This is a genomic window from Pseudoalteromonas rubra (assembly GCF_000238295.3).
Taxonomy (GTDB): Bacteria; Pseudomonadota; Gammaproteobacteria; order Enterobacterales; family Alteromonadaceae; genus Pseudoalteromonas; species Pseudoalteromonas rubra.
This window is the reverse complement of the sequence record NZ_AHCD03000043.1, coordinates 209726-228751: the sequence shown is the minus strand read 5'-3', so window position 1 is coordinate 228751 and position 19026 is coordinate 209726. Positions and strand designations below refer to the sequence as shown.

At 49.7% G+C, this 19026-nt stretch carries 26 protein-coding genes and 2 pseudogenes; 7 read left to right on the top strand and 21 right to left on the bottom strand.

Annotated features, from left to right (window positions below):
- Positions 1–30: 30 nt before the first annotated feature.
- The 17 genes and pseudogenes from PRUB_RS20690 to PRUB_RS20610 form a co-directional block, all read right to left on the bottom strand.
- Complete coding sequence (locus tag PRUB_RS20690; protein ID WP_010385166.1) at positions 31–390, bottom strand: hypothetical protein; 360 nt, start codon at positions 388–390, stop codon at positions 31–33.
- Between the two features lie 10 nt (positions 391–400).
- Positions 401–1129, bottom strand: coding sequence for a hypothetical protein (locus PRUB_RS20685; protein WP_010385167.1), 729 nt, complete (start codon positions 1127–1129; stop codon positions 401–403).
- A gap of 2 nt (positions 1130–1131) precedes the next feature.
- On the bottom strand, positions 1132–1686 hold the full coding sequence (locus PRUB_RS20680; RefSeq protein WP_010385168.1) for a phage tail-collar fiber domain-containing protein: 555 nt from the start codon (positions 1684–1686) through the stop codon (positions 1132–1134).
- A 7-nt stretch (positions 1687–1693) separates the two neighbouring features.
- Positions 1694–2416: pseudogene (locus PRUB_RS20675) on the bottom strand (phage tail protein I).
- A complete protein-coding gene (locus PRUB_RS20670) occupies positions 2409–3203 on the bottom strand; it encodes a baseplate assembly protein (RefSeq protein WP_242065269.1) in 795 nt (264 codons plus the stop codon). The pseudogene PRUB_RS20675 and the gene PRUB_RS20670 overlap by 8 nt, the downstream one beginning before the upstream one ends.
- Positions 3098–3622 (bottom strand): annotated as a pseudogene (locus PRUB_RS20665) (phage tail protein I). Before PRUB_RS20665 ends, PRUB_RS20670 begins: the two are co-directional and overlap by 106 nt.
- Positions 3615–4604, bottom strand: a complete 990-nt coding sequence (locus PRUB_RS20660; protein ID WP_021032771.1) for a baseplate assembly protein — start codon at positions 4602–4604, stop codon at positions 3615–3617. Before PRUB_RS20660 ends, PRUB_RS20665 begins: the two are co-directional and overlap by 8 nt.
- 72 nt (positions 4605–4676) lie before the next feature.
- Positions 4677–5129: a hypothetical protein gene (locus tag PRUB_RS20655; RefSeq protein ID WP_010385173.1), complete on the bottom strand. Its 453-nt coding sequence runs from the start codon at positions 5127–5129 to the stop codon at positions 4677–4679.
- Between the two features lie 9 nt (positions 5130–5138).
- Entirely contained in the window at positions 5139–5951 is an 813-nt protein-coding gene (locus tag PRUB_RS20650) for a hypothetical protein (protein ID WP_010385174.1), read from the bottom strand.
- Positions 5952–5985: 34 nt separating this feature from the next.
- The gene (locus PRUB_RS20645; protein WP_010385175.1) at positions 5986–6258 is read right to left on the bottom strand and encodes a hypothetical protein; all 273 of its coding nucleotides are present in this window, start codon (positions 6256–6258) and stop codon (positions 5986–5988) included.
- A gap of 33 nt (positions 6259–6291) precedes the next feature.
- The gene (locus PRUB_RS20640; RefSeq protein WP_010385176.1) at positions 6292–6849 is read right to left on the bottom strand and encodes a phage tail-collar fiber domain-containing protein; all 558 of its coding nucleotides are present in this window, start codon (positions 6847–6849) and stop codon (positions 6292–6294) included.
- Positions 6850–6863: 14 nt separating this feature from the next.
- A complete protein-coding gene (locus PRUB_RS20635) occupies positions 6864–7778 on the bottom strand; it encodes a phage tail protein I (protein WP_010385177.1) in 915 nt (304 codons plus the stop codon).
- 9 nt (positions 7779–7787) lie between these two features.
- Positions 7788–8609 carry a baseplate assembly protein gene (locus tag PRUB_RS20630; protein ID WP_010385179.1) on the bottom strand — a complete coding sequence of 274 codons (822 nt, stop codon included), beginning with the start codon at positions 8607–8609 and terminating at the stop codon, positions 7788–7790.
- A 130-nt stretch (positions 8610–8739) separates the two neighbouring features.
- The gene (locus PRUB_RS20625) at positions 8740–8985 is read right to left on the bottom strand and encodes a hypothetical protein (RefSeq protein ID WP_010385180.1); all 246 of its coding nucleotides are present in this window, start codon (positions 8983–8985) and stop codon (positions 8740–8742) included.
- Positions 8986–9021: 36 nt separating this feature from the next.
- Positions 9022–9441, bottom strand: a complete 420-nt coding sequence (locus tag PRUB_RS20620; protein WP_010385181.1) for a glycoside hydrolase family protein — start codon at positions 9439–9441, stop codon at positions 9022–9024.
- Positions 9442–9452: 11 nt separating this feature from the next.
- Positions 9453–9815 (bottom strand): hypothetical protein, encoded by a 363-nt coding sequence (locus tag PRUB_RS20615; protein WP_010385182.1) that lies wholly within the window; start codon positions 9813–9815, stop codon positions 9453–9455.
- Complete coding sequence (locus PRUB_RS20610; protein ID WP_010385183.1) at positions 9790–10065, bottom strand: helix-turn-helix domain-containing protein; 276 nt, start codon at positions 10063–10065, stop codon at positions 9790–9792. The genes PRUB_RS20615 and PRUB_RS20610 overlap by 26 nt, the downstream gene beginning before the upstream one ends.
- Before the next feature lie 546 nt (positions 10066–10611).
- On the opposite strand from PRUB_RS20610, the gene ettA reads away from it, so the two are divergent.
- Positions 10612–12276, top strand: a complete 1665-nt coding sequence (gene ettA, locus PRUB_RS20605; protein WP_010385184.1) for an energy-dependent translational throttle protein EttA — start codon at positions 10612–10614, stop codon at positions 12274–12276.
- Positions 12277–12564: 288 nt separating this feature from the next.
- Entirely contained in the window at positions 12565–12927 is a 363-nt protein-coding gene (locus PRUB_RS20600) for a PilZ domain-containing protein (RefSeq protein ID WP_010385186.1), read from the top strand.
- Positions 12928–13038: 111 nt separating this feature from the next.
- Here the strand turns inward: PRUB_RS20600 and PRUB_RS20595 are convergent, their stop codons facing one another.
- Both PRUB_RS20595 and PRUB_RS20590 read right to left on the bottom strand, forming a co-directional pair.
- Positions 13039–13248 carry a hypothetical protein gene (locus tag PRUB_RS20595; protein ID WP_010385187.1) on the bottom strand — a complete coding sequence of 70 codons (210 nt, stop codon included), beginning with the start codon at positions 13246–13248 and terminating at the stop codon, positions 13039–13041.
- A 42-nt stretch (positions 13249–13290) separates the two neighbouring features.
- The gene (locus PRUB_RS20590; RefSeq protein ID WP_010385188.1) at positions 13291–13482 is read right to left on the bottom strand and encodes a hypothetical protein; all 192 of its coding nucleotides are present in this window, start codon (positions 13480–13482) and stop codon (positions 13291–13293) included.
- Positions 13483–13614: 132 nt separating this feature from the next.
- Between PRUB_RS20590 and PRUB_RS20585 the strand changes: the two genes are divergently transcribed.
- The 5 genes from PRUB_RS20585 (at position 13615) to PRUB_RS20565 (ending at position 17925) form a co-directional block, all read left to right on the top strand.
- Complete coding sequence (locus tag PRUB_RS20585) at positions 13615–13776, top strand: hypothetical protein (protein ID WP_155946259.1); 162 nt, start codon at positions 13615–13617, stop codon at positions 13774–13776.
- A 380-nt stretch (positions 13777–14156) separates the two neighbouring features.
- Positions 14157–14858 carry a spondin domain-containing protein gene (locus PRUB_RS20580; protein WP_010385189.1) on the top strand — a complete coding sequence of 234 codons (702 nt, stop codon included), beginning with the start codon at positions 14157–14159 and terminating at the stop codon, positions 14856–14858.
- A 10-nt stretch (positions 14859–14868) separates the two neighbouring features.
- Positions 14869–15657, top strand: coding sequence for a spondin domain-containing protein (locus PRUB_RS20575; protein WP_010385191.1), 789 nt, complete (start codon positions 14869–14871; stop codon positions 15655–15657).
- Between the two features lie 76 nt (positions 15658–15733).
- Positions 15734–16462, top strand: coding sequence for a response regulator transcription factor (locus tag PRUB_RS20570; RefSeq protein WP_010385192.1), 729 nt, complete (start codon positions 15734–15736; stop codon positions 16460–16462).
- Positions 16459–17925 (top strand): sensor histidine kinase, encoded by a 1467-nt coding sequence (locus PRUB_RS20565; protein WP_010385193.1) that lies wholly within the window; start codon positions 16459–16461, stop codon positions 17923–17925. The genes PRUB_RS20570 and PRUB_RS20565 overlap by 4 nt, the downstream gene beginning before the upstream one ends.
- Here the strand turns inward: PRUB_RS20565 and PRUB_RS20560 are convergent, their stop codons facing one another.
- Together PRUB_RS20560 and PRUB_RS20555 are read right to left on the bottom strand one after the other, a co-directional pair.
- On the bottom strand, positions 17926–18471 hold the full coding sequence (locus PRUB_RS20560) for a hypothetical protein (protein WP_010385194.1): 546 nt from the start codon (positions 18469–18471) through the stop codon (positions 17926–17928).
- A complete protein-coding gene (locus PRUB_RS20555) occupies positions 18471–18974 on the bottom strand; it encodes an RNA polymerase sigma factor (RefSeq protein ID WP_010385195.1) in 504 nt (167 codons plus the stop codon). Before PRUB_RS20555 ends, PRUB_RS20560 begins: the two co-directional genes overlap by 1 nt.
- Positions 18975–19026 lie beyond the last annotated feature (52 nt).

Sequence of the window (19026 nt, the reverse complement as noted above, 5' to 3'; positions counted from 1 at the left end):
TGCCTTTGAAGTAATTCAAAGCGGCAATGATTAGGGTGCCAAAATCTCAGACACACCTTTAGCACGGCTTTGAATGTCAGATAAAACAACCTCAGTACCTTTTTGCTGATACGGGAAATACAGAACACCAGAATCAACCTGTTCACTGATTGTACCAATAAGATCGGTGCAATCTTGCGCCGAGGCTTTAATATCATCCAGAGAGTTTGCACTGGCAATCGAAGATACTAGCTTGGAAAACTCCACCAGTAACAGGTGCGCCGTATCTGAGGTAGTGCCCAACAGTGATTCACTGTCGCCAACTTGTTGCGTAATTTGACCACGCTTCACCTGTTTTTCCAGGTTTGCCAATATAGCCTGATGTGCTTCTGGGGTTGGAAATTGATCCATTTCGATACTCCTATGCTTTGATATGCGGATAGTTAACAACGCGGTCAACGACGAATGTGGCATTACCACCAAACTCGACGATATTCTGTGGCTGCTTATCGCCCGACACCCGTGTACTGGTTCGATTGACAAAGCGCACAAATAGCCTTGTATAAGGGTGCAGATCTGCAATTTTTAGGCAGGGGATTGTGAGCATTTTAGCGTTGTCATTCCATCCACCGGCGGTGTAAACAGTCGTGCCCAGACGCTCCAATTCTGCATTGATCTGCTCGCTGGATGCATTCTCATTGGTCAGTACAAACTGCATAACTGAGTGACTCCAGTCAGAAGCATACTGTGTAGGACTTTCAGAATAGCCTGGTTCATAACTATAACCGTGCTTCAGGTGTGCCTTGGTAAGCGCACCTATAACCGGATATTGGTGATAGCCAACACCCGTAACAGGAACAAGTTTCCATTTAGACATATGCGGCTGATCCGGGTCAGCCTCAATCTCCAGAGATGCTTTGGAGTGTGCAACCCCATCATAATAATTGATCCGCATGTCTGAATGGCTTGCTGCCAGGTTAGCGATGGCCTGATCCATACGTGCTTCAGCGCTGGCGACTGTGGCGTTTATCGCAGACATTTTTCCGGTGACGGTTTGAGTCAGCGTATTGTTTGAGGCCACCAGCTCTCCATTGGTTTGCTGCAACGCTGCGATACGCTGATCCAGCGACATTGTTTGTGAATTACTCATAGTTACACTCCTAGTTCGAGTAAACGGTCGTTAAATTGAATTTGTCTGTGGTTTGACTGCAACTGGGCAATGGCCATACTGGTTTGCGCTTCTGCCATGGCCACAAATTCGGGGGTGTGAAACAGCTTCAGATCCCCGCTGGTATTCACGGTCAAATGCTCATACGGCACGGCCGTTAATGTCAGGTCAAAGCCTTGCACGACGCGGGCAACCGGAGTCTGATAAAACAGTACATGCTCCGGGTGCGACCAGATGGCAAACAGGGTTTTCTGGGCATCATCGGAATGATCATTCAGATAAAAGCCCACTTCGCGGACGGCATATTGTGTGTCGTCGGTAAATATACCGGACAAATGAAACTGGCCATCGCCCACCACCCGGCCATCACTAACCGGGACATTGTTGCGTTCATTTTGCAGCCGCGTCTGGGTGCGATTGGGCACATAGCCTTTGTCACCGACGCCGATGCGCCCGATCTCTAATTGAATGCCATGGGTCTGTGCATTCACGGCGGCGTTGATCCCCGCCTGGGTAATAATTGGTGTATAGATACTCATAACTTGCCTAAACGGTTGTCATCGCGACCTGTTGCAGCTGCGTAATTACCATGCCGCCAGCCGCCCACACCCCACTATTCAGTTGCATGTGTGCGGACTGACGTAAACAGGGCGTAGACACCGACAAAGATTGTGCAGCCCCTGACAGGTATGTTGATGAAGGTGAAAAAGTAAAATCGTAGTGTTGGTGCCATCGACCAGTCTGAGCACTGATAGCATCCGAGCCCGCGGCCATAGCCAGATTGCTCTGCAGCATCACCCCGACACTAAATTGGATCTGGCTGCGGCATGGCTTAGTTGCTGCCACGCTTTGCCACAGCTGTGCCTGAAGTTTTGGGGTCAGTAATGTGCTGCCTTGTGGATCCAGGTTTTCATGGGCCAGTGCCAGTAACTCAGCGCTATGAGGTACACCACCGGTTTGCCACCACTCGGTCAGTTCCACACTGGCATTCAGACTGTGCAGAGACTGCTTGATTGCCCCGACGGTGCCTTTAATTCTGTGATTCGGCACACTGTCGGCAATCACCTGACGCTGAACCTGCTCGGGCCAGAGACTGTCCCAGCTGTCCACGCTTAATCCATCAGCCAGCCAGGGGAGAAAATGTGCCGGACAGCGCTACGGATCCCACAATTGCGAAAGTGATACAGGCAGCTGTGCGATGCGACTGGATGCGTTATCCAGCGCACGCTCAAACTGACTAGCCTGACAGGGCAACAGTGACTCAGACATGCTCGCCTCCAATGTCGACAGCTATCGAAGTACAGTATGCGGCTTCATCCTGCCCCACCGTAATGTCCCACTGTGGTTCGAGTAGCTCAACCCGCTGAACGCCTTCACGATGCAATACCGCATACAGGGCTGACAGAGAAATGTCATGGCCGAGCTTACGGTGTTCACTGAGCCAGTCTGAGGTGGTGTCAATCGCCAGCTGTTTTATCGCATTGCTGTCCATCCCTGGATACACATACAAGCGCGCGTTGATGGTAAAACTGCGGATCAAAGCGGGTTTCACCCTGACTCTGTCCGTCAGCGGACGGATCTCATCCTGGTTGAGGTACGTCTGGACTGTATTCAGTAAAGCGTCTGATGCCAGGCCCGAGCCCTCATCACTGAGGATGGTCACTGCCACATCACCCGGCATCGGCTCGCTCAATCCCGCATCTGATGTACAGTTAAGTACAAACGCGCTTGTCGCAGTGCCATCAGCCACAGTTGCACGCTCGAATTCAGGTGCGGATACATACACATCCCGCACCTTCGGTGAGGCTTTCATAGCATGAAACACATAGGCGCCCGCGGGTCCCGCGGTACTGAATCCTTCCAGTGCCAGGCGAATGCGTTCACGATAGCGCTCATCACTTTCATACTGCGCTGGCACAGGGGGGATCACTGTGTCACTACCCGGTGCGATCACGGCACGTTCAACACCAAAACGTGCCCCCAGATAATCCAGCTCACTGCTGCTGGCTTTGGCCAGTAATACAGCTTCAGCCGACTCATTAATGCGTTGCCGCAACAGCATTTCACGATAGGCAAAGGCCTCGTCAGTAATGTGCTGCCTTGTGGATCCAGGTTTTCATGGGCCAGTGCCAGTAACTCAGCGCTATGAGGTACACCACCGGTTTGCCACCACTCGGTCAGTTCCACACTGGCATTCAGACTGTGCAGAGACTGCTTGATTGCCCCGACGGTGCCTTTAATTCTGTGATTCGGCACACTGTCGGCAATCACCTGACGCTGAACCTGCTCGGGCCAGAGACTGTCCCAGCTGTCCACGCTTAATCCATCAGCCAGCCAGGGGAGAAAATGTGCCGGACAGCGCTACGGATCCCACAATTGCGAAAGTGATACAGGCAGCTGTGCGATGCGACTGGATGCGTTATCCAGCGCACGCTCAAACTGACTAGCCTGACAGGGCAACAGTGACTCAGACATGCTCGCCTCCAATGTCGACAGCTATCGAAGTACAGTATGCGGCTTCATCCTGCCCCACCGTAATGTCCCACTGTGGTTCGAGTAGCTCAACCCGCTGAACGCCTTCACGATGCAATACCGCATACAGGGCTGACAGAGAAATGTCATGGCCGAGCTTACGGTGTTCACTGAGCCAGTCTGAGGTGGTGTCAATCGCCAGCTGTTTTATCGCATTGCTGTCCATCCCTGGATACACATACAAGCGCGCGTTGATGGTAAAACTGCGGATCAAAGCGGGTTTCACCCTGACTCTGTCCGTCAGCGGACGGATCTCATCCTGGTTGAGGTACGTCTGGACTGTATTCAGTAAAGCGTCTGATGCCAGGCCCGAGCCCTCATCACTGAGGATGGTCACTGCCACATCACCCGGCATCGGCTCGCTCAATCCCGCATCTGATGTACAGTTAAGTACAAACGCGCTTGTCGCAGTGCCATCAGCCACAGTTGCACGCTCGAATTCAGGTGCGGATACATACACATCCCGCACCTTCGGTGAGGCTTTCATAGCATGAAACACATAGGCGCCCGCGGGTCCCGCGGTACTGAATCCTTCCAGTGCCAGGCGAATGCGTTCACGATAGCGCTCATCACTTTCATACTGCGCTGGCACAGGGGGGATCACTGTGTCACTACCCGGTGCGATCACGGCACGTTCAACACCAAAACGTGCCCCCAGATAATCCAGCTCACTGCTGCTGGCTTTGGCCAGTAATACAGCTTCAGCCGACTCATTAATGCGTTGCCGCAACAGCATTTCACGATAGGCAAAGGCCTCTATGAGCTTAATGGCGGGATCACTGGCATAATCCAGCCCTTCCCCGTCATAGCGCTGCGAAAACTCCGCCACAATCGCGGTTTTTATCTCATCAAAGCTCAGCGGCTCTATCAGCTTCGGCGTAGGTAAGCGTGCCATATCTATGGCACTAAAATTGGTCAGAGACATAGCAGCTCCTGATATTACAAGTTTGGAAATTAAAGTAGAGGGCAGCGCAAGAATGCCGCGGGCGGGCGAGAATTACAGCAGATTGTTAACGCCATTGGCGCGTTCAATGATCTCCTGTTTTACGGTATCCAGCCCTTTGCTCTGATATGGGAAAGTCAGCTCACCCGTTGCCACCAGGCCTTCGATATCACCAATGGTGGCTTTCAGTGAAATCACTGACGCTTTCACGTCTTCCAGGTTGTCTGCTTCTGACAGTTTGTTGACAAAGCCACTGAGCTCATTGAGTAATAAGTGTGTCGTGTCCGACGTTGTACCAAGCAAGGACTGGCTGTCTGCCACTTGCTTTTCTACGTCACTGCGAACCTGAATACGGTTTATCATCTGTTGTTCTGTATCACTCAGCTCAATAGAGAATTCACAGTCACTCCCATAAAACTCAGCAACATATTGCTCAACAATACTGAGCGGTTTAGTCGGGTCTATGTACTGCTCTACAACTTGATTGTTTACTTTTAATTTGGCCATTTTACTCTCCTATGGAAACATGGGTGTCGGATGATAATCGTATGCAGACTGTTCTTTATGTCCAACATGAGGGAACTGCCCCCAGCCGGAGTCAAGTGGTACTTTACCTGTGACAACTGCGGGAAGTGCAACCTGGACCACGACAGTTTCTGAAATATCCAGTGCCATGCCATGCGCCGTGGGTACACAATGTGAGTATTCGTTACGCCCGTTAACCGCAACCTCGCCCCCACAAATTTTTGCCGGTTCATTGGCTCTTAGCCCTTCACACCAGTAACCTCTAGGCACTATCCCGCGAATATGTTTAACCACTGCGGCTACCGTCATGTGCGTGGGATCACGAAAATACTGATACATTAAGTGGGCATAAGTCTTAGACGTTTGGCCATCAATTGTAACCTCGCGATAGGGGTAGTATTCCAGCTCCCAAATATTGAAATTGCCCGCAAAGTACTTTTTGTCAGAATCTATAGCACGCAAAAACTCACGTGCTAGCTTACTGCGAGAATCCACTTCCTGATTTGTTTCTACCGTTTCAATGAGTGTCGCTTTTTTCAAATTCCCGGTGTCCCAAAACTTCGGAACCTCTCCCTTTTCATCTGGCACCAGCGCTTGGTTTCTTGTTACGCGAAAATGTGACTGTGTATTCAAATACTGGTTTAAGGCAGTGTCTACCTTTGCCAGATGCTGATCCGTTTTGCTCTGTGAAGCACTAATTGCCGCACTCAACACACTATCAATACTCTGAATTTTGTTGTCTACCGTGCTGGTCAGGGCTTCTGAGGCTTCAACCAGGCCGGCAATATCGTGTTCTAATGCCATATATTTCTCCGTTTAAATTTGAGTTAAAAAGTGTCTAAATTGAAGTTCTTGGGAACTGCGCTTTAATGGCGTTACGTGCGCCTAGCCAGCGCTCACGGGCCTTGCCAGCCTGCGGGCTGTGTTCACCATACTCAGCGCACGCCGCCAGAAACTGAAATGCCAGGCCGTCACTGTGCTGTTGATAAGCCTGCACCCGGGCAGCATCAACGTGCGCCTGATGTTGCAGTGCTTTGGCTTGTTTGAGTAATTTAATGGCCTCTTCGGCCAGTTGTTGTGCCCGCTCAGGAGCCGTGCTGTATTGCTTCATCGTGGTGCCTCCTTGATTATTCTGTTCTGGTGCCTAAAGCACGCCGTTGTCCATCAGTGCAAACTTGAGTTTCAAATGTCGATGCATATTGCCAATTTGTGCCTTGCCCATTTTGGCCAGCTCAGGCGCCACCAAAATATTGAACTCAACCCCCTGATCGATCACTGTGATTGAGTCCGAAGGCACACCCGTCAGGGCCAGGTCAAACGCCAGCAACAACTCAACGTCATTGGATTTATATGCAATTGATTCAGTCGGGGAGGAATACACAGCGAATAACACATGCTGTATTTGTCCATCAACCTCTTCTTCGGTGTAAAAACCGATTTCGTTAACGAAAAAACCCTCTCCCGCGATTGGCTCAGCATCACGCACGGTCAGATGCAGTTGTTTGCCATCGGCAAGGGTTTTGGCACTGGCCAGGTCGAGTTTGTACTTTTCATCCTGTAGACGAGTGATCCCCTCATGGGGCTGATAGCTGCCGCTGCCCAGGCCCACTTTACTGATTTTGGCTTTAAAGCCACCCTGTTGCGCTCTGAACAGCGCGGACAAACCCGCCGAAGTGATCACGGGCTGTAGTAAAATACTCATTGTTAGAAACTCCTTTATGCAGGTACGCCAAGCGTGCCGTAGCAACGCACGGCACTCACCCGGCGGCGACTGATATGCATCACCGGGGCGGCGCAACTGACACTGTTAATAAATTCATCGGGAATACGCTGGTCCGACAGACCTCTGAAACGAACAACCTGCACAGGTCGACGTGTCATGCAAAACGCCTGACGTAAACCGCACTGCGAAATCCGGTGGCGCAGTTTATCCACTCCAGCGCGATGTCTGAGTACCTGATAACGCTTGTCAGATAGAGAGGCAGCCACAGACAGACTCACCCGGCTGTCACGCTGTTTGGCTTTGTCGCCAATACAGGGTTCAACCGCACCATATAAGCGCTTATGCGTGATCGGATGGACAATTGCCCCCGCCGCCGCCGCACTCGCCATTTTCATCCCCAACAGGAAATCAAAGTGCGCCTTTTGTGGCTTAGTCTGGTTTGTCACCCGATGGATAGCATCGTAAAGGCTTTGATCCAGCTTGACGGCCCGACTGGTGTAAGGCAGCGCATTAGCCCAGGCGATAAAAACGAAGGTATGTGGCTCCTTGCTTAAGTAAGGTGCCAGATAAACATCATCGGTATCTTCGAACCACTCAAAAAACTCCAGCTCCAGACCCAGTGAAGACAGTGCGCGTTTCACTGAGCCAACGGTTCCCTTGTGTTTGTGGATCGGAACTGAGCGAGCGATCAACGCCCGTTTGGCCTCGCTCGGCCAGTTTTCATCCCATTCGTCCACCGACAGGGCCCAGGCCAGCCAGGGCAACAGAGACTCCGGGCAAGTTTGCGGATCCCAGAGTTTGGCCACATGCTCAGGTGCAATGCCCCGCTCCGCATAATGTGTAATGGTGCTCAGGTTACGTTCTAACTCAGAGGCACCCGGCGGCAGTAAATCAGTACTGACAGTCACGGTGATCTCCTAGAAAAAACTCAGTTGCAGCGACAAACTCACGGCCTGCGTGTCTTCGGGCGCAATGTCATCCGCAGGTGACAACAATTTGATTTTGCGCACCCCGCCCTGATGTAACAGATCGATAATTGCAGAGTGCGGGATCTCTTTACCCAACCGGGTATGCGCCTGGTTAAAAGCATCCAGTGCAGTATCAATCGCCAGTCTGACCTGCAACTCACTCACACCCGGGTTCAGATAAACATGCGCTTCGACGGGCACACGGGTTGGCCTGGTGGCCGATACCTGCACCTGATCCGTCAATGGCCGAACATCCTCATGATTCAGATGGTCTGACACTGCACTTTGTACCGCTGCCAGATCTGCGCCCATGTCGGTGAGTACGGTTACTTCAACCACACCGGGTGTGCTGGATGCAACATGAACATCCCGTACCCGAGCGTCTGCAAGCAGAGACTGAAACTGATAAGCGCCTGTCGTGCCAGCCATACTGTGGCTCTCCAAAGAAAGCGGAATACGCGCCCGATAACGCTCATCGTCCTCTGCCTCCGCCCGGGCAACACCAAACAAGCCACCCAGATGATCAAGGTTACTGCCTGAGGCGAAAGCCAGCATCACCGCCTGTGCAGCGTCGTTCACCCTTTGTCTCAGGAGCAGCTCCCGATAAGCAGCAACCTCCAGCACTTTGATAGCAGGATCGGACGCTAAGAGGCTGTGTTCGGGCAAACGGTCCGATAGCGCCGCTATCAGCTCAGCGCGTATCTCTTCGTAGTTCAGTGTTTCTATCACCGCTGGTGGCGCCAGACGTGACAGATCTATCGCGGTATTCATAGGTCAATTCCTCAGGCAAAAACTGTCCGGCCCGAACAGCGCAGTTCAGGAAAATTCAGTTTCAGTAAGTATTTAGAGATGCGGTGACGGTACTTCACGATACCCGTGTTGGTATCGACCGTCCTGTTGGCTAACCGTTGTTGCGCTTAGCACTCAACAATGCGTCGAGCTTTTTATCGATAGAGTCAAGGCGCTTTTCAATGCGCTTCTGGTCCTCTTTGCGGATCTGCTTAAGATGTGCCAGCTCCTGCGAATTCGTGGTGATCCGCTTGTCCAGATCATTGAGATATAAAATACCTGACACCAACAGTGCAATGGTGGTCAGGATATGAGCCAGATTCAGCTCTTTTTTCATTTGCCATTGGTCGGCTTGCATGGTTTGGCCACCTCCTCATTCATAGTTTCCCCCAATTTAAGATTGCCACTGTCCACTGAGCATTTGTTGCGCCAGCTCCTCTGCGCGCTCAGGAACTTGTCTGGCCCAGCGACTATCCAGCATTTCCAGTGCAGCACGCTCAAAATCACCGTGCTGCACTGCATCAAGCATGTTATTGAACCCCAGCAACCCTCGTACACCGAGATTAAAGGCCATATTCGTCAAAACTGCCTGACGAGCCTCATTGCAGTGAGAGATATCAACACGACGCCTTACACCAGCCTGCGCATTGGCCACATCCTGTGCCAACAACTGCTCGGCTTCTTCTTCAGCTATGCCATTTTGTTCCAAATTTCTGCCATACCCTATGGTGAGTTTGCCTGCTGTGCAGTAATAAGGAAAACGCCGGAATCCCTCATGTTTTTTAATCTGCTCAACGGTATTCATAATTGTCATTGTGCTTCTCCTTATGGCTGACACAAGCTCTGAAGCAGACTGCGCTCAGCTTTAACCAGCCAAAACTCTAACGAGCGTTTTGAGTCGAAACCCAGTGTTTTTGCAACTTGTGCTATGTCTCCCTCAACCAGATATTTGCCGCGCAGTGCACGGATACATTCAGGTCTTAGCTGTGCAATCTGTTGTGTCAGTGCCTCTATTTCTTCCGGCACGCTCATCATATCACTGCTCACATAGCGGGCACTGGAATCACCTATTCGCTCGGTCACTGCCTGGCGGCTGAACCCTTTACCCAGTTCTTTTGCACGCCAGAAGCGACCCCAGCGCTTTAAAGCGGTGCGTAGCTGCTTAATGGTTGGTTGTGTCATCATCATTGATCTTTCCTATTACTTCTAAAATATCGAGTGAATAAACATCCTCGACCAGACCGACAACGTCGTTCCACCTAGGGCTGTATTCTTTATTTTCCCAGCGTCTCAGCGTGCGCTCTTCAACGCCATAGTGTGCTGCTGACTCAGCCTGCGTATAACCTCTTAAGAGACGGGCAAACCTCAGGATATCTGCCCCCATCGGGGTCCTTTTTTGCTGCGTTAACCGCGGCTTTGCGTACATATATTGCTTCATCGTTTTCCTTATACTGTGAAGTCATTCATCAAACAAAACAGCGTCCCTTAAATGGCTAATACTATGCAGCACTCGGTTGTGCCGGACCGCTAAGATCAGCGGGTACAGACAACGGTGGTCACTGTTTATTTCTCTGGTCATTGAATTAAACTGGTGCGTCTGTGAACCTGGTTTACGGGTCACTAGCCCCATGTAACATCCGCTGTTATGAATGTGCTGGCGCAGGGAATGAAGGAAAAGTGCGCTGATGCTAAAACTGCATCACATGTTTACAACTCCATGTCATAGCTTTATCAAGCTTAGGGCTATAATACCTTTTTCATTGGCCTGAAACAGGTCAAAAATGCCCTAACAATTATAAAGTTAAAATTCTCACCTGATTCTTACAAAAGCTAACTTGCGATTCGTGTCAAAAGTAAACTCAATTAACAATTGTAAATTATGAAAGGTTCTCCTAGACAAAATTGCCTGTGTGTCAGACAAACATTGCCCCCGTGCACGGCATTCACTAAAATAACCACATCTAAATAAAGAGAAGCAAAATTCATGGCTCAATATATCTATACAATGTCGCGGGTGAGCAAAGTCGTACCACCCAAACGCACAATCTTAAAAGATATTTCTCTGTGCTTTTTTCCAGGTGCCAAAATTGGTGTGCTTGGTCTAAATGGTGCAGGTAAATCAACCCTGCTACGTATCATGGCTGGGGTAGATACCGAGTTTGAAGGGGAAGCACGTCCGCAACCCGGCACAAAAATTGGTTACCTGCCTCAGGAGCCGGTGCTGGATGAAAGCAAAACGGTGCGCGAAACCATTGAAGAAGCCGTGGGCGAAGTAAAACGCGCACTGAGCCGTCTGGATGAAGTATACGCTGAGTATGCAATGGAAGACGCCGACTTCGACGCCCTTGCTAAAGAGCAAGGCGAGCTGGAAGCCATTATTCAGGCACACGACGGTCATAACCTGGATAACGCGCTGGAGCGTGCTGCTGATGCGCTGCGCTTACCTGAGTGGGATGCTAAAATTGAGCACCTGTCGGGGGGTGAACGTCGCCGGGTTGCAATCTGTCGCCTGTTACTTGAAAAACCAGACATGCTGTTACTGGACGAACCAACCAACCACCTGGATGCCGAATCAGTGGCCTGGTTAGAGCGTTTCTTACATGACTACGAAGGTACTGTCGTGGCCATTACCCACGACCGTTACTTCCTTGATAATGTGGCGGGCTGGATCCTGGAACTAGACCGTGGCCATGGTATTCCGTGGGAAGGTAACTACTCTTCATGGCTGGAGCAAAAAGATGCCCGTCTGAAACAGGAAGAGAAATCTGAAAAAGCACGCCAGAAGTCTATCGAGAAAGAGCTTGAGTGGGTACGTTCAAACCCGAAAGGTCGTCAGGCTAAATCAAAAGCACGTATGGCGCAGTTCAGCGAACTTCAGCAGTCTGATTACCAAAAGCGTAACGAGACCAATGAACTGTTCATCCCACCTGGGCCTCGCCTGGGCGATCAGGTGATTGAAGTCAATAACCTGACCAAGAGCTTTGGTGATCGCGTCTTGATTGACAACTTAAGCTTCTCAGTACCTAAAGGTGCTATCGTCGGTATTATCGGCGCCAACGGCGCAGGTAAATCAACCCTGTTCAGAATGCTCAGTGGCCAACATCAACCGGACAGCGGCGACATTGTACTGGGTGAAACCGTAGAGCTGGCAACCGTTGAGCAGTTCCGCGACGACATGGACGGTAACAACACCGTATTCCAGGAAGTTTCTGATGGCCAGGACATCCTGAAAATTGGCAACTTTGAAGTGCCCAGCCGTGCTTATGTTGGCCGCTTTAACTTCAAAGGCAACGATCAGCAGAAATTTGTAAAAGAACTCTCTGGTGGTGAGCGCAACCGTTTGCACCTGGCCAAGCTGCTTAAGGCCGGTGGTAACGTGATCCTGCTGGACGAACCAACCAATGATCTGGACGTGGAAACTCTTCGTGCACTGGAAAACGCGATTCTGGAATTCCCGGGCTGCGTTATGTGTATCTCGCACGACCGTTGGTTCCTTGACCGTATCGCAACTCATATTCTGGATTACCGTGACGAAGGTCAGGTGAACTTCTTCGATGGCAACTACACAGAATATGAAGAATGGCTGAAAAAGACCTATGGTGCTGAGGCCGCAGAACCTAAGCGCATCAAATATAAGAAAATTGGTTAATCGCCAATCATGCCAGATATGAGCCCTGATTTTCAGGGCTTTTTTATGCCCAGTCAAAGCTGGAATGGGTACCAATCTGCTTAACCAAGTGTGCTATTTTAAGGCGAGAAAAGAGTGTCGTTAGCCTGGCAAAAGTGCTGCGGTTTAGGTACCTAAATAAGAAATTTTTAACGCCATTAGTGCCAAATTTGCATCTACAAATTAAACAAGTAGCAAGTGACATTGGTATTAGTGGAGACTGTGGCAAAAACTAGCTAAGCTATAGATAAACAAGCTAAGAGAATACTAATGAAAGAACGTAGACGATTTTCACGCGTACTGTTTTCTAACCCGGCAGTATTGATGACGGCCAGCGGCGATTACAAGTGCGAAGTCATCGACCTGTCACTCAATGGCGCTTTAGTGACTTTACCTGTAGGGTATGTGCCCCTGAGAGATGAGCCTGCCAGCCTGCGCTTTTCCCTGCCGCAAAGTGACATACAGATAGCAATGGAAGTACAGGTCCGTCATATTGAGGAATGCCACCTCGGTGTACACTGTAATCAGATCGATCTGGACAGCGTGACGCATCTCAAGCGCCTGATTGAACTTAATCTGGGAGATGATGACGTACTTCACCGTGATCTTGAGCAACTGCTGTTACACGACTGAGTAACACCTCAGCTGAATTTTATCCATATAGCGTGTCGTATCCAGAAACAATGCGCTCCCACTGTTAACACTTTACCATTCAGACACGCATTAAAGTGTGCCAATTATCTGCTATATCCACAGCCCCTTGTCAGGTTGAAGACAGAAAAGGGTGACTAACGGCCCTTTTCTGTGACCTTTCGTTTGAACCTTTGCCCGCCTTATACCAATTTGCTTAATTAAGTGTTCTATTTTGAGGCGAGAAAACATGGTCGATAACCAGGCAAAAATTTTGCTATTTAGTTGTTCTAAATAAGAAATTTTTAACGCCGTTAGCGTCATATTTGCTCCTTCAAATAGAACAGGTATTAAGTGAAATTGGTATTAGTTTGGCCAGGTGTTACAACGGCGCTCGGTAATACAGTCTGCATCCCAGGTCATACAGTAGTATGGTTGATCTGACCAGCAGGCATAGTAAGACCCGGCGCCACCAGCGACTTTGGGCGTCTGACCTTCAAGTGTTTTTTGTTCAAAAGTTAAGCGCTTCAACTTTTTTTTATTGAGGTTAAGTTTCATAACCGTTTCCTTGTAGTTAGTTTAGGTAATCGCAATTCAGACTAGCACAAGTTCATCATGGAAATGTTTTACTTTTATTTCACCAGGAAACTATGTTAGTTTTATTTCTGTAACAAACCAAAGGAGATAACTATGTTACTAAAACTAAAAAAGAAACCAATGAAAGCTTTATCCAATGACAAAGCAGGCGTACCTGCAAACATGACGCCGCAGGTTGCAGGCGGTGTAGAAAAAACCTACTACTGCTGGTCAGATCATCGCTGTCCGGGCACACAAACTTCATGGCTGTGCTAATCACACAGTAATGCAGCAAGCCCGCTAAATTGAGCTCTTCAAGCGGGCTTATCAGAACAAGCTACTTTATACATTCATACCCACATTATACCAATTTCACTTAATACCTGTTCTATTTGAAGGAGCAAATATGACGCTAACGGCGTTACCACATTGCCTTCACTTTGCACAAAGCTTACTTAACACATTGATTATTAATAATAAGTAGAACATAAACTACAAATTGCGGATTCATGGGTATTGCACTTTGGCAATTGAAGATCATGCTTTCAGACAAAAACGTCACCGTATTGTGATGGTTTTGTGATAATTGCGGGAGCGATTCTCAATAATTTACCTGCATGCTTGATAGGGTCAAATCCAAACAACAAGAGTAAATTATGAAAACACGCATCATCCCCCTCATCACAGGTATTTTATTAGCATCCGGTACAGCCAGCGCTGCATCACTCGACGTCAAGATCACCAACCTGACACAGGGGATCTATTTCACCCCGTTATTGGTGAGCGCACACGCCAGCGATGCCATGTTGTTCAATGCTGGCGAAGCCGCATCTGAAGCACTCACAGCCATGGCAGAAGGTGGATCACTGACCGGTTTAAGCGAAATATTGACAGGCATCAACGCCAACACAATGGAAAACCCAGCCGCAGGACTACTCGCGCCAGTCACTTCAACCATGACCAGCCTGGAAACCGATGAAGGCAATGACCGCTTGTCAATTGTGGCAATGATGCTGCCAACCAATGATGGATTTGTTGGCCTGAACAGCTGGGCTATCCCTACTACACCGGGTACTTATCATATCTATCTGAATGCCTATGATGCAGGCACAGAAGCAAACAATGAACTGATTGTAGATGGCTCTGGTGCACCAGGTACGCCAGGTATTCCTGCCTCTCCGGGCGTTGATCCTGGTACCCAGGGCAGTGGTGTTACAGAAATGGAAGAAAATGCGTTTGTGCATATTCACCGCGGCAACCTGGGCGATGATGACGCAACCGGTGGGAAAAGTGATCTACACAACACAGTCCACCGCTGGTTGAACCCCGTTGCCAAAGTTACCGTAACCGTTAAGTAAGGGGCCCACCATGAAATTATTCAGACTCACCCTGCCTGCGGCTTGCTTAGTACTGGCCGCCTGTGGCAGCGATAACGACGATAACATGCCCGTCACTATGCCCGATGATGATATGAACATGGTCGATGACCCGGCCCCTGCTGATCCAGATCCTGCAGACCCGGATCCGACTGACCCAACTGATCCAACAGACCCCACACCGACCACTGTGGAGTTAATGATCACAGCCACTAACCTGACTTACGCTCAGCCGTTGTCTCCCATTTCTGTCGCGCTACATCAGGAAGGACAATTCTGGCAACTAGGCGAGCCGGCCATTGATGCACTGGAAGTGTTAGCAGAGGGCGGAGACAGCAGCGGCCTGCTTGCACTCGACGTAGTGCAAAGCCAGGCTTCTGCAACAGCGCCCCTGCCACCAGGACAAAAAACCGAGCTGACTCTGACCCATGATTCCCTGGATGGACAAAAGTTATCTTTGATTTCCATGATGGTGAATACAAATGATGGCTTTACCGGTCTTAATGCTTTGGATGTGTCTGCAATGACAGTAGGTCAGGTGATGACTTACACGACACATGCCTATGACGCAGGCACAGAAGCCAATACGGAAGCCCAGGGCACCATACCTGGCCCGGCCGATGGTGGCACAGGGTTTAGTGCCGAAAGAGAAGCGTTAAACAAGGTGGCCATGCACCCAGGTGTGGTTGGTATGGATGACGGGCTGACAACCTCGGTATTAACGAGCAGCCATAAATTCGACAACCCGCTAATGACGGTTACCATTACCAGAACCAAGTAGTCTCCCAGCCGCTCCGTGACCGTTGCGGTCACGGAGCACTGACAGCCGGTCGCAAATACCGGTGTGGAGACTTGCTATGCAGCAAAACGTGCTTATCGTTGAAGACGATGCTGATATTGCCGACCTGTTACGCGTTCATCTGAACGAGTTGGATCTCGGCGTTGATCACCTTGCCAGTGGAGATCTGGTTATGCCACAACTGACCAATCAACATTATGCCATCGTGATACTCGATATCATGCTGCCTGAAGTAGACGGTCTGACGCTGTGCCGGGAAATCAAAACTCGCTACCCTAAAATTAGCGTGATCATGATGACCTCCAAAAGCAGTGAAATGGATCGGATCATTGGTCTTGAAATGGGCGCAGATGACTACATTTGCAAGCCATTTAGCTACCGGGAATTTCAGGCCCGAGTTAAGGCCCAGCTCAGGCACATCAAGCTGCTACAAGAACCACAACAGCAACCTACCTCAAGCACAACTAACCCGGTAGTCATTGGCCAGCTGCATATTGATCCCCATTATCACGAGCTGACACTTAAACAAACCCCCGTCGACCTCACCGCGACTGAATTTGATTTAGTGCTGTTTTTTGCCCGACACCCCAATCAGGTGTTTTCCCGGGCACAACTACTGGAATCAGTCTGGGGCTATGACCATTTGGGATATGAGCACACCGTTAATTCTCATATCAATCGTATTCGCAACAAATTTGAGCAAATAACTGAACACGCCATCATAGAAACGGTGTGGGGTGTAGGCTATAAACTCAATGCCAAACCGCTACAGCAGGAAATGCAATGACCCTTTCACTTTATCATCGTCTGGCGTTGACGATTTCGGCCGTCTTTATGCTGATCGTGTCTGTCTTTGTATGGTGGACACAGAACCTGTCATCCGTTTCCCGTGCGCAGGCAGAGCAACAGCTGCACATTGGACTGGCAGAGCATCTGGCGCAGGATAACCCCTTGTTGCAACAAGGTGTATACGACTATAAAGCACTGGAAAACCTGTTTCATACCTTAATGATATTGGGCCCGGCGTTTGAATTTTATTTTATCGACCCCAGCGGAAAGTTGCTGACCTATTCGGCAAAACCTGGTGAGGTGAAACGTGAGTCAATTAACCTGAGTCCGCTGGTGCAGCTGATCAAATCACCTGCTAAGCTCCCGGTTTATGGGGATGACCCCCGTTCGCTTGACGGCAACAAAATTTTCTCCGTGGCACCTGTGTATAACGAGCAAAAGTTGCAGGGGTATCTGTATGTCATTATAGGCTCATCAATTTATGACTCGATTGTGGCGCAACTCAATAGTTCAGATCAACTGGTGAAACAGGCTGTGTGGTTAGGGGTTTTTCTGCTGCTATTGTTTCTCACGCTGCTACTGCTGTTCCGTTTTATGACCAAACCGCTGAAACGGCTGAATCAATATATTCATACCGTTGAACACCATAAATTTGATATCAAACAAGCCCCCCTGCTCAGTTGGCAGCAGCAGGATAACGAGATACATCAGCTCGGCAATGGCATTAACACTATGCTGCAAACCATCAATCAGCAGATGTCACAACTTACAGCGGTGGATGAACAACGTCGCCAGTTGCTTGCCCACCTGTCACACGACCTGCGCACACCGCTGGCCTCTTTGCAGGGGTACCTGGAGCTGGTGGAGCGAGGTGCCGCCTCATCAGGTGAAATGCAACGCTATATGAGTATTGCATTAAAGAACTGTACGCAGCTTAAAAACCTGATTGATCAAATATTTGAACTGGCACATCTGGAATCCGGCCACACCCAGGTACACTTTGAAGTCTTCAATATGGGTGAACTGATATATGATGTGCTTGCCAAATTTGCCCTCAAGGCACAACAGGCGGACATCACGCTGCGCGTCACCCCCACTGAATGTGACTTTGTGGTCTACTCAGACATCGCAAAACTGGAACGGATAATGAGTAACCTGATTGAAAACGCGCTGCGCCATACACCGGCTGGCGGCACCATCTCCATAGTGGTGACCACCAAAGAGGGTGGCTATGACATCGCTATTCAGGACACCGGCGTGGGGATCAGTCCTAAAGAACTCCCTTATATCTTTGAGGCTCGCTACCAGGCCAGTAACAGCAAAGGCTGTAAAAAGACCCATGCAGGCCTGGGACTGGCTATCACGGCCAGGTTGTTACGGCTTTTGAAATCGGAGATCAAGGTCAACAGCCAGCTTGGTGAAGGCAGCGAGTTTGTGTTTCAAGTGCGTGGCACTGAGTGATTACTCACTCAGTGCTTTTAGTACCTGGTCCGCTTGGCGTTTTTTAAACCTAAACACACCGACCCCCATAAGCAATGCTATCAGCCCAATCCCCCACTTTACCATCTGCACGCTTCCTCCAACGTGCAGAATCAGAGCATAGACTAGTAAAACCAGAACAAACAGTAGCGTCGCTTTAATGCTGAGATCCCAACGAAAAACCTCCTCCCTGAGCAGCTGTTGATGCACTTTGAGTCCCACTGATAGCTGCTGAGTTTTTATTATACCTAAGCTGGTTACACGGCTTTTATTAATCAGAATGTACATGCTCCCACCCCAGAAGCAGCCAAAGCCAAGCCAAAGTTGTGTCACCAGGGGCGCCGGTTCGAGTATTGCACGCACAAACCAGACACTCACCACCAACAATATCAATGTCTCAATGGTAATACTAAACCAAAGCCTGAAGTGCTGTTTTTTGTGACGCTGAATACACCTTTCCAGTGCCGGTGATGACGTTGGCGTCGACTGCCATAACTGTGCTAAATCCGAAAAGTCATGATTGTCCATCAGCTGTTCTCCTCTAATTGCTCAGCGAGTTGTGCTTTGGCACGATGCAGTCGGATCCCGACATTGGCCTCACTGATCCCCAACACATCGCTGATTTGAACCGTATCCACCCCTTCAAGTTTGAGCAGCATCACCTGCCTGAGACTCAAAGGAAGCCGATGAATGGCTCTGGTCAGCCGCTGTTGTTGTTGATATTTTTGTATGTTTGACTCGGGTGAATCCGTACTGAGCGTGTGCTCTTCGATCAGTGCATCTTCTTTTTGTCTGCTGTGCTTACGAATGTGGTCGACCGCAACATTGTGGATCACCCGGTACACGTAGGTGTTTAACTGACACATGCCGTCAAAGTGTCCAAGTGCGCGCCATAACGCAAAAGCCATATCCTGCGTAAGTTCTTCACACAGAGAGGGCCGGTTTTCGTAGCCCCTTGCTGCGCGACTGATCTGCGGCCAGTAAGTTTCGACGGTGGCCGACCTATCCAGCTCCCTGCCCTGCTCATTCAATCTCAGTTACTCCACTTTTATGATTGTGCCCGTATTAGTCGGCCGGGATCCT